The organism is Mycobacterium sp., assembly GCF_049683355.1.
Classification (GTDB): domain Bacteria; phylum Actinomycetota; class Actinomycetes; order Mycobacteriales; family Mycobacteriaceae; genus Mycobacterium.
The window spans coordinates 1-10,820 of record NZ_JBAUJB010000269.1; the positions used below are offsets into that span (position 1 = coordinate 1).

Consider the following 10,820-nt stretch of genomic DNA (forward strand, 5'->3'; position numbering starts at 1 on the left):
CCCTGGACTGCCGTTGGTGGCGCCGCGACGTGGGTGGCAAAATGGTGCGCTTCGTGGTGTGTCGCAAGGGGGAACGTCATGTCGTCGCCGCGCGCGATGAGGACATGCTGGTGTTGCAGCGGGTGGCTCCGCAGGTCGGTCTGGCGGCCATGGTGAACGTGGTCGTCGGCGATGCAACACCGGCGGAGGTCGAACCGCTGACCGGTATCGCGGCGAAGTTGGCAGAAGCGCGGACCGCGGATCAACTCGGACAGTACGGCCTGCCACTGTCGTCGGCCCGGATCTACGCCGACGCGACCACGAATCCGGACAGCTGGGTGGAGATCACCGCCAACGAGCGCCACCCGGGCGGGACGTACTCGCAGGCGGGGGTGGGTGCCGGGGTTCTCGATTCGGCGCACGGCAGAATCGTCTCGATCCCGCGTCGGGTCAGCGGGGAGCTGTACGGCAGCTTCCTGCCCGGGACGCCGGAGAACCTGCAGCGCGCCCTGGACGGCCTCATGGAGTTCCTTCCGTCCGGAACCTGGTTCGACCGCCACGTCGGGGCCGACGCAGGTGAGACCGACGCATCGTTGCCGGACTGAGAAAGGCGATATACGGTGGCCTTACCCCCGCCCGGTGATTCCCCTGCCGAGGAGGCGAATCACGACGACCTGGCGGCGCTGGACTTTGGCGTCGTCGGCGACGGCGCGGGAGAGACAGACCTGGGGGCGATTCTCGGTGGCTACTCCTCGGCCGGTGCGGTCGACGCTAGTGAATACGACGACGGGGCGATGCCCACATTCGCGGTCACCAACCCTCCCGGCACGGTGACAGTGACGACCTACCTGGACGGGCGGGTGCAGCAGATCGAGCTGTCGCCCAAGGCGGCCACGCTGGCCGAGGCCGTCCTCGCCGACGAGATCGTGGTCGTCGCCGACTTGGCAACCCGAGACGCCAGGTCCGCCCAGTACACCTTCATGCTGGACGGCATGCGAGCACAGGGACACGACAACGTCGCCACCCGAGACTTTCTGAATCGCGATCTCGATCTGCCCACCCCGGAACAGGCTCAGGCCGCAAGGGCTGAACTGTTCACAACCCGCTATGCAGGTGAGGAATGACCGAACATCTGGCAAGTGTCTTCGGCACCGCGGTGGGCATGCTGCCCACCTCCCCGGCCCGGTCGCTGGACATGTTCACCGACATCACCATTGCCGACGAATCCGCCTGTGACGCGTGGGTGGGCCGCATCCGCTGCGGCGACACCGACCGGGTGACGATGTTTCGGGCGTGGTACTCGCGGACCAACTTCGGGCAGCTCGCCGGGGCCGCCGAGATATCGATGAACAGCGTGGGCGCCCGCATCCCGATCGGCGGGCAGTACGGGGACATCACCTATCCGGTGAACTCTCCGCTGGCCATCACCATGGGATTCGCGGTCACAGAAGCCGCCGAGGGCAACTACGCCGACGCGATGGAGGCTCTCGAAGCAATCCCGTCCGCGGACGCCGAGCACCTGGTGTCCTGGGTGAAGGCCGTGATCTACGGTGCGGCGCAGCGCTGGACCGATGTGATCGAGGAGGTGCGGGGCGCGGGTTCGTGGCCGGACAAGTTCCTGGCGGCCGCGGCCGGGGTCGCGCACGGGGTGGCCGCGGCCAACCTCGGCCTGTTCACCGAGGCCGAACGGCGCCTGATGGAGTCGAATTCGTCGCCCGCGGGTGAGGCGTGTGCTCCCGCAATCGCCTGGCACCTGGCGATGACCCGCCGAGGTCAGGGCAACGAGGAGGCCGCGGTCGCCCTGCTGGAGTGGCTGCAGGCAACCCACCCGTCACCGAAAGTCGCGGCAGCGCTCAAGGATCCGACGTACCGGCTGGAGACGACCACCGCCGAGAAGATCGCCGCCCGCCGCGACCCGTGGGATCCCGCCAGCGTGGTCGCGGACGACTCCGGCCGGGAGAGACTGCTGGCGCAAGCACAGTCGGAACTCGACCGCCAGATCGGCCTCACGCGGGTGAAGGACCAGATCGAGCGTTACCGCGCAGCCACCCAGATGGCCAAGGTACGAGCGGCTCGCGGGATGAAGGTGGCTCAGGCGTCCAAACACATGATCTTCACCGGCCCGCCGGGGACCGGCAAGACGACCATCGCACGCGTCGTCGCCAATATCCTCGCCGGCCTGGGTGTGATCGCCGAACCGAAACTCGTCGAGGCGTCCCGCAAGGACTTCGTCGCCGAGTACGAAGGACAGTCGGCGGTCAAGACCGCACGCACCATCGACCGGGCGATGGGCGGTGTGCTTTTCATCGACGAGGCGTACACCCTGGTGCAGGAACGCGACAGCCGTGCAGATCCGTTCGGCACGGAGGCTCTCGACACGCTGCTGGCCCGGATGGAGAACGACCGCGACCGGCTCGTGGTGATCATCGCCGGCTACAGCAACGACATCGACCGGCTGCTGGAAACCAACGACGGCCTGCGCTCGCGGTTCTCCACCCGCATCGAGTTCGACTCCTACTCGCCGGACGAGATCGTCGACATCGCGAAAGTGATCGCGGCCGGTGGCGATTCGACCCTCAGCGACGAGGCCGCCAAACAGGTGCTGGATGCGGCGACGCTGTTGACCCAGAGCACCGCGAGCGGCAAGCCGGCACTCGACGTCGCGGGCAATGGGCGTTATGCACGCCAGCTCGTGGAAGCCGGCGAACAGACGCGCGACATGCGGCTGGCCCGATCGCTGGACATCGAATCCCTTGCCACCGAACAGCTCAGCGAGATCAGCGGTGAGGACATGGCTGCAGCGATCGCGTCGGTGCACGGCCGACTGAATCTGAGCGGGTAGCCGATGGCGGGATTCCGGCTCACCACCAAGGTCCAGGTCAGCGGCTGGCGCTTCCTGCTGCGCCGCGTCGAGCACGCGATCGTGCGTCGCGATACCCGGATGTTCGACGATCCGCTCCAGTTCTACAGCCGCGCGGTGACCGCGGGCATCGTCATCGCGGTCTTGATCTGCCTGGGCGCAGCGTTGCTCGCCTACTTCAAACCACTCGGAAAGCGGGGCGGCGACAGCCTTCTGGTCGATCGCACCACGAACCAGCTGTACGTGGTGCTTCCGGACAGCGGGCAGCTGCGGCCTGTGTACAACCTGACCTCCGCGCGGTTGGTTCTCGGCAGCAACAACACCCCGGTGGCGGTCAAGTCCGAGGAACTCGACAGGATGCCGAAGGGGCAGCCGCTCGGCATCCCGGGGGCGCCGTATGCCACCCCGGTGTCCGCGGCGCCCGAGTCGCAGTGGACATTGTGCGACACCGTCATCAAGCCGGAAAGTGTTGCGCCGACTGTCGATACAGCGGCACTGGTCACGCCGCTGGCTCTGGACTCGTCCGTCGGGCCGCTGCGCCCCGAACAGGGCATGCTGATCTCCTACGAGAACCAGGACTGGCTGATCACCGAGGCCGGGCGGCACGCCATCGACCTGTCCGACCGGGCCGTCACCTCCGCGGTGGGGATCCCAGTCACGGCGCGCTCGACGCCGATCTCGGAAGGTGTGTTCAACGCGCTGCCCGACGCGGGCCCGTGGCGGCTGCCCGACATCCCCGGTGCGGGTGCGCCGAACACGGTGGGCCTGCCGCCGGAACTGGTGATCGGCTCGGTTTTCAAGACCGTCATCGATTCCGGCGAGCAGGCCGACGAACAGAATTACGTGGTGTTGGCCGGCGGTGTGGCCAAGGTCAACGACACCACCGCAGCCGCGCTGCGCGCCACCAACTCCTACGGGCTGATCTCGCCGCCGTCGATGGAACCGAGCGCGGTCGCTCGGATCATCGAGCAGGTCTACAACTCGCCGCTGCCGGACACCTCCATGGACGTCCTTCTCCGGGAAGACATCCCGACGTTATGCTGGTCCTGGCAACGCGAGCCCGGTGACCAGGCACCCAGGACGACGGTGATCGCGGGTCGCCGGTTGCCGTTGCCGGCAGAAGCGTTGAGCACCGGAATCCGACAGATCACCGGCGACGCCACGGTGCACATCGAAGGCGGACAGTACATCCGGCTGCAGTCACCTGACCCTCGCTACGGTGAGAGCCTCTACTACATTGACCCGCAGGGGGTGCGCTACGGGCTCCCGGATGAGGACACCGCCTCGAAGCTGGGGTTGAGCGCGCCACGTACCGCGCCCTGGCAGGTGGTCAGCCTGCTGGTCGATGGCCCGGTGTTGTCGAAGGAGGCGGCGCTCGTCGAACACGACACGCTGCCCTCGAACCCGAACCCCCGCAAGGTCGGTGCCGATGGCGCGGCCACTCCTGCGGGTGTGAGCAGTGGAGGCGGCGGATGACGACTCGTAAGTTCACCCCGATCATCAAGCGGGGGCCGCGGCTGACCCCTGGCGAGATCAACGTCACCCCGCCTGAGGACCTCGGCGTCGACATCCCGCCCTCGGGTATGCAGAAGGCGCTGCCCTGGGTGCTCGGCGGGTGCATGCTCGGCATGATCGCGATCATGATCTTCAGTGGTGTGCGCCAACTTTCGCCGTACATGCTGATGATGCCCCTGATGATGGTGATGGCCGCCGTGGGTTTGGTGGCCAGCGGTGGCAGCGGGGGCAAGAAGGTCCCTGAGATCAACGCCGACCGCAAGGAGTACCTGCGCTACCTCGCGGGACTGCGCACCCGGGTGACCTCCTCGGCCGCAGCGCAGGTGACCTTCTTCAACTACCACGCGCCGCACCCGGACGACCTGCTGTCGATCATCGGCACCCACCGCCAGTGGTCACGGGCCGCCAACGCGGACTTCTACGCTGCGACCAGAATCGGCATCGGATCCGAGCCCGCCGTCGACCGGTTGCTGAAGCCGGCGGTGGGCGGTGACCTCGCCGGACCTGCTGGTGCTCCCCAGGCGCACCTCGAGCCCGTCAGCCACATGTGGGTGACGAAGTTCCTGCGAACTCACGGCTTGATTCACGACTGCCCGAAGCTGCTGCAGTTGCGTACATTTCCGACCATCGCGGTCGGCGGTGACGCCGACGGGGCGGCTGGCCTCCTGCGAGCGATGATCTGCCACCTGGCGGTGTTCCATCCGCCGGACCTACTCCAGATCCGGGTGCTCACCGACAATCCCGAGGAACCCGATTGGGCGTGGCTGAAGTGGCTGCCGCACGTCCAGCACCAGTCCGACGCCGACGCGGCGGGCTCCACCCGGATGGTGTTCACCCGGCCTGATGGACTCAGCGATCTGGCTGCCCGAGGCCCTCACACGGCCGATGCCACGCCCAGCGGCCCGTACGTCGTCGTCGTCGACCTCACCGGTGGCCGTGCCGGATTCCCCGCCGACGGCCGAGCCGGGGTCACCGTGCTCACGTTGGGCAATCACCGGTCCTCTTACCGGATCCGGGTCGATGCCGACGGCACTGCCGACGACCGGCTGCCGAACCAGACGTTCCGTCTGGTGGCCAGTCAGGTGGACCGGATGACACCGGGCCAGGCCGAGCGGGTGGCACGCAAACTCGCCGGATGGTCGATCACCGGCACCATCATCGACAAGAGCACCCGCGTACAGAAGAAGGTCGCCACCGAGTGGCACGAGATCGTCGGCGCACAGTCCGTCGAGGAGGTGACGCCCGCACGCTGGCGGATGTTCACCGACACCGACCGTGACCGGTTGCGGATCCCGTTCGGGCACGAACTCAAGACCGGCGACATCATGCATCTCGACATCAAGGAGGGCGCTGAGTTCGGCGCCGGCCCGCACGGCATGCTGATCGGCACCACCGGATCGGGCAAGTCGGAGTTCCTCCGTACGCTGATTCTCTCCCTCGCTGCAACACATCATCCCGACCAGGTGAACCTCCTGCTGACAGACTTCAAGGGAGGGTCGACATTTCTGGGGATGGAGAAGCTTCCGCATACCGCTGCGGTGGTGACCAACATGGAGGAGGAAGCCGAGCTCGTCAGCCGGATGGGGGAGGTCCTGACCGGTGAGCTGGACCGCCGGCAATCGATCCTGCGCCAGGCCGGCATGCAGGTAGGTGCCGCCGGCGCGCTGTCGGGAGTCGCCGAATACGAGAAACATCGCGAGCGCGGAGCCGACCTGCCGCCGCTGCCAACGCTGTTCGTCGTCGTCGACGAGTTCGCCGAGTTGCTGCAGAACCATCCCGACTTCATCGGGCTGTTCGACCGGATCTGCCGTGTGGGTCGGTCGCTTCGTGTCCACCTGCTGCTGGCCACGCAGTCGCTGAACACCGGCGGCACCCGCATCGACAAGCTGGAGCCCAACCTGACCTACCGGATCGCGCTGCGCACCACCAGTTCTGCAGAGTCCAAGGCGGTCATCGGGACCCCGGAGGCGCAGTACATCTCGAACAAGGAGAGCGGCGTCGGGTTCCTGCGAGTGGGGATGGAGGATCCGGTCAAGTTCCAGACCGTGTACACCGGGAACCCCTATGTGCCGGTTGCGGTGGCGTCCGGCGATGGGGACGCCGCGCCGCGGCCAGTGGACAACAGCATTCGCATCCACCGCTTCACCGCCGCCCCGATCCTCGACGCGACGGTGGTCCAATGAGCATCGAACCCGAGCAGAAGGTGCTGCGCGAGGTCGTGCTCAACCAGCTCACCACCGGAGACAACCACGCGTATCGAATGTGGCTTCCCCCCTTGGCTGATCCCACGCCGGTCAACGAACTCGTCGCCCGCGACTACGACCGGAGACCGCTGCGGATCGGGCTCGGGATCATGGACGAGCCGCGGCGCCACCGGCAGGAGGTGTGGGGCATCGACGTCGCGACCGCGGCCGGCAACATCGCCGTCGGTGGTGCGCCGCAGACGGGCAAGTCGACCTTCCTGCAGACGTTCATCCTCTCGGCTGCCGCGTCTCACACCCCGCGTGAGCTGCAGTTCTACTGCGTCGACATGGGCGGCGGCGGCCTGATGTACATCGAGGATCTGCCCCATGTCGGCGGCGTTGCCACCCGGGCCGAACCCGACCGCGTCAACCGGGTGGTCGCCGAGGTGAAAGCCGTTCTGCGGCAGCGTGAGCAGACGTTCAAGCAGTACCGCGTCGGGTCGATGGCCGACTACCGGCAGATGCGCGAGGACCCGAACAACCCGGCGTCGGCGGATCCGTTCGGTGACGTGTTCCTGGTGATCGACGGCTGGCCGGCCTTCGCCGCGGAGTTCACCGATCTGGAAGCGGTCGTGCAGGACATCGCCGGCCAGGGGCTGGCCTACGGTGTGCACACCGTGATCTCCACGCCGAGGTGGACCGAGCTCAAGGCACGCATCCGGGACTATCTGGGCACCAAGGTGGAGTTCCGGCTGGGAGATGTGAACGAGACGCAGGTGGACCGCATCACCCGCGAGATCCCGCTGAACCGGCCGGGGCGTGCCGTATCAACCGACAAGCACCACTTGATGATCGGGGTGCCACGGCTCGACGGTGTGCACAGCGCCGACGGCCTGGTGCCGGCCATGTCGGCCGCTGTGCAGGAGGTCGCCGCGCGCCATGCCGACGAGGCGCCTCGGGTGCGCGTCCTGCCCGATCGGATCTACCTGCACCAACTGGACCCCGCCCCTCCGGGGCCGGAATCGGACTACCGGACCCGCTGGACGATTCCGGTGGGTGTGCGGGAGTCGGACCTCACGGTGGCGCACAGCCACATGCACAGCAGTCCGCACCACCTGATCTTCGGCGCACCCAAATCCGGCAAGACCACCATCGCCCACGCGGTGGCGCGGGCGATCTGCGCCCGCAACACCCCCGATCAGGTGCGCTTCATGGTCGCCGACTACCGGTCGGGCTTGTTGGAGGCGGTCCCGGACACCCATCTGCTGGCCGCCGGAGCGATCAACCGCAACCACACCACCCTCGAGGCGTCGATCAAGGCCTTGGCGATCAATCTGACCAAGCGGCTGCCGCCGACAGACCTGACGCCGTCTCAGCTGCGAGCGCGCTCATGGTGGACGGGCCCAGACATCGTGTTGCTGGTAGACGACTGGCACATGATCGTGGCGGCTGGAGGGATGCTGTCGCCGATGGCACCGCTGTCGCCGCTGCTGCCGGCCGCCGCCGACATCGGTCTGCACATCATCGTGACGTGCCAGATGAGCCAGGCGCACCGGGCCACCATGGACAAGTTCGTCGGAGCGGCGTACGGGGCCGGAACGCCCACGATGTTTCTCTCCGGGGAGAAGCAGGATTTCCCGTCGCGGGAGATTCTGGTCAAGAAGCGGCCCCCCGGTCAGGCCTTTTTTGTCACCCCGGATGGGAAAGAAGTGATCCAAGCGGCGTATGTGGATCCACCGGAAGAATAAGTGTGCAGAGCACCCCCTGTCGGCGGTTAGTATTGGTTTCGGTAACGTCCAGCAAATGCGGGGCGACCTGCGAAAGCAATCGGGTCGGGGGATCTTCAAGCTCTCTCACAGGGGATTGCTGCCGTGTAAACGACAGTTGAATACGCCGTTGTGTCCAAGACTGGTGAGGAGTCAGCAAATGCAACCACTCAGCCACAATGCCGCTGCTGCCGGTGTCGGCGGTCAGGTCGCCGCGAACGGCGCGCGGGGTCTCGCCACCGGCACTGCCGCGACGGCGCAGGTCACCGCACTCGCACCGGCCGGCGCCGACGAAGTGTCCGCGAGCGCGGCGCTGATGTTCGCCTCCGAAGGAATCCAGACCGTGGGCATCAACGCGCTGGCTCAAGAAGAGCTGGCCCGAGCCGGTGCGACCGTCACTCAGATCGCAGGCACCTACCAGGCTGTTGATGCCGAGAACGGCGCAACGCTGGCCTGAGCGACGAGCTGATTCGAGTCGAGTGAGCCATGGCCGGCCTCGGTATACCCATCCCACCCATCTGGGGAGCATTTCCTCCCGAGATCAACACAGCGCGCCTGCAGGCCGGGGCGGGAGTTGCGCCGATGGTGCAGGCCGCGGCGGGGTGGGAAGCGTTCGCGATCTCGTTGGAGACGCAGGCCGACGAGTTGGCGGCCAGCCTGGCGTCGCTGGCGCAGATGTGGCAGGGGATGGCCAGCGAGCGCGCGATCACGGCGGCGATGCCGATGGTTGTCTGGTTGAGGACACTGTCGCTGCAGGCACACAAGCGCGCAGTTCAGGCCTCCGCGCAGGCCACGGCCTGGTCGACGGCGGCAACGACCACGCCGCAGCTGCCGGAGATCGAACTGAACCACGTCACGAATGCGGTCCTCAACGCCACGAACTTCCTGGGTGTCAACACGGTGCCGATTGCGGTCAACGAGGCGAACTACGTCCGGATGTGGAATCAGGCCGCCGGGGTGATGACCGCGTACGAAGCCGAGACGATGCTCAACTCGACATTCGAGCCGGTGCCGCCCCCCAAACCGATCGTGCTCCCCGGCGGCGCCGAGGCCGCGATGGCTGTCGGCATGGCCGGTGCCGCCCCGATGGTGGCCGGTGCTGCGGTCCGCAATGCGACGTTCGCCAAGGTCAGCGGGTACGGCAAGTTCGAGGAGGCCAACCAGAAGGCGGGCCGGATGGAGCAGGTCGCGAACCAAGCCGCCAACCAGGGTAGGTCGCCCGCAGATCGGGCGCAGACCCTGCAGCAGGCACCTCAGCAGGGCATGCAGATGGGGATGCAGATGGCTTCTCAGCTCGGTTCCACGCTGGGTCAGCTGCCCCAACAGATGATGCAGGGGGTCACGCAGCCGTTCCAGCAGCTCACTCAGCCGCTGCAGCAGATGTCGTCGATGTTCGGCCAGATGGGCGGCATGATGGGCGGCGACAAGGGCGCGCAGGTCGGAATGCTCGGCGCCACCCCGTTTTCGAATCACCCCGCGATCGGTGGCAGCGGCGCCGCGACCGGTTCGGGCATGGTTCGGGCTGCGTCCCTGCCCGGCGCCGGGGGCACAGCGACGCGCACCCCGCTGATGTCCAATCTCGTCGGCAAGGAACTCGGACCGACGTTGAGCCCGGTCGCTGTCGGCGCCGGTGCGGCGGCGGGTGCCGCCGCCGCCGGGTTGGCACCCGTTGGCAGTGGCGGCGGGATGGGCGGACCGATGGGAATGATGGGGCAGCGCGGCAAGAGCGGCGGCAACAAGGCCGGCCTGAACGCGCCGGCGCCCCTGGAACATGACCTCAGTGAGGACGAAGAGGACGAGTGGTGATCGTCCCCAGCAACTTGCCGACCGCCTGGGTCGGGAGGGCCTGCCGAGTCGGCGGGAGCACAGGTAAAGAGAGAGAAGGTCAGCAATGGCATTGGTGAATGCGGATACTCCGCAGTTAATGGCGGAGGCGGCGAACTTCGACCGGATCTCCGGCGAGCTTCAGTCCGTTCTCGCCCAGGTCGAGTCGACCGCCGCGGGTCTTCAGCAGAGCCTGCACAGCGAGGGTGCCGGACAGGCCGCGCAGGCAGCGCTGCTGCGTTTCCACGAGGCGTCGAGTCAGCAGATCCGTCTGCTCACCGACATCTCGCAGAACATCCACACCAGCGGTACGTCGTACCTCAACACCGACGCGCAGAACGCAGACGATCTCGCGACGCAGATGAACTTCTAGGTCGGACTCAAAGGGACACGGAGAACAGCAGTGGGACAGATCAACTACGAGTTCGGCGCCATCGAGGCCGGTGCCGGCGAAATTCATGCCGCGGTCGGCCGTACCAACGGCCTGCTCGACGAGGGCCAGGGGTCGCTCGCCCGCCTTCAGGGCGCCTGGGTCGGCGATGGCTCGATGTCGTACCAGGCGGTCCAGCAGCGCTGGGACGCCAACTCGACCGAGCTCAACCTTGCGCTGCAGCAGTTGGCGCAGGCAGTGAGCAACGCCGGCACCACCATGGGCGGCACCGAGAACGCCGTGATCGGAACCTTTACATAAGC

At 67.0% G+C, this 10,820-nt stretch carries 10 protein-coding genes; all 10 read left to right on the plus strand.

The features are described from left to right. Positions 1–584 (plus strand): ESX secretion-associated protein EspG (locus tag WA944_RS16050; protein ID WP_526647122.1); only part of this gene is annotated, 584 nt, incomplete at its 5' end. Positions 585–599: 15 nt separating this feature from the next. Continuing rightward, on the plus strand, positions 600–1,103 hold the full coding sequence (locus WA944_RS16055) for a hypothetical protein (protein WP_526372470.1): 504 nt from the start codon (positions 600–602) through the stop codon (positions 1,101–1,103). Then, positions 1,100–2,821, plus strand: a complete 1,722-nt coding sequence (gene eccA / locus WA944_RS16060) for a type VII secretion AAA-ATPase EccA (protein WP_526372471.1) — start codon at positions 1,100–1,102, stop codon at positions 2,819–2,821. Before WA944_RS16055 ends, eccA begins: the two co-directional genes overlap by 4 nt. 3 nt (positions 2,822–2,824) lie before the next feature. Beyond that, the gene (gene eccB, locus WA944_RS16065) at positions 2,825–4,315 is read left to right on the plus strand and encodes a type VII secretion protein EccB (RefSeq protein WP_526647123.1); all 1,491 of its coding nucleotides are present in this window, start codon (positions 2,825–2,827) and stop codon (positions 4,313–4,315) included. Further along, entirely contained in the window at positions 4,312–6,537 is a 2,226-nt protein-coding gene (gene eccCa / locus WA944_RS16070) for a type VII secretion protein EccCa (RefSeq protein WP_526372473.1), read from the plus strand. The genes eccB and eccCa overlap by 4 nt, the downstream gene beginning before the upstream one ends. Continuing rightward, positions 6,534–8,285 carry a type VII secretion protein EccCb gene (gene eccCb, locus WA944_RS16075; RefSeq protein WP_526372474.1) on the plus strand — a complete coding sequence of 584 codons (1,752 nt, stop codon included), beginning with the start codon at positions 6,534–6,536 and terminating at the stop codon, positions 8,283–8,285. The genes eccCa and eccCb overlap by 4 nt, the downstream gene beginning before the upstream one ends. A 178-nt stretch (positions 8,286–8,463) precedes the next feature. Continuing rightward, positions 8,464–8,760: a PE domain-containing protein gene (locus WA944_RS16080; RefSeq protein WP_526608318.1), complete on the plus strand. Its 297-nt coding sequence runs from the start codon at positions 8,464–8,466 to the stop codon at positions 8,758–8,760. A gap of 29 nt (positions 8,761–8,789) precedes the next feature. Next, entirely contained in the window at positions 8,790–10,109 is a 1,320-nt protein-coding gene (locus WA944_RS16085) for a PPE family protein (RefSeq protein ID WP_526647124.1), read from the plus strand. Between the two features lie 85 nt (positions 10,110–10,194). Beyond that, complete coding sequence (locus WA944_RS16090) at positions 10,195–10,500, plus strand: WXG100 family type VII secretion target (protein WP_526647125.1); 306 nt, start codon at positions 10,195–10,197, stop codon at positions 10,498–10,500. Positions 10,501–10,530: 30 nt separating this feature from the next. Continuing rightward, a complete protein-coding gene (locus WA944_RS16095; protein ID WP_159231639.1) occupies positions 10,531–10,818 on the plus strand; it encodes a WXG100 family type VII secretion target in 288 nt (95 codons plus the stop codon). Positions 10,819–10,820 lie beyond the last annotated feature (2 nt).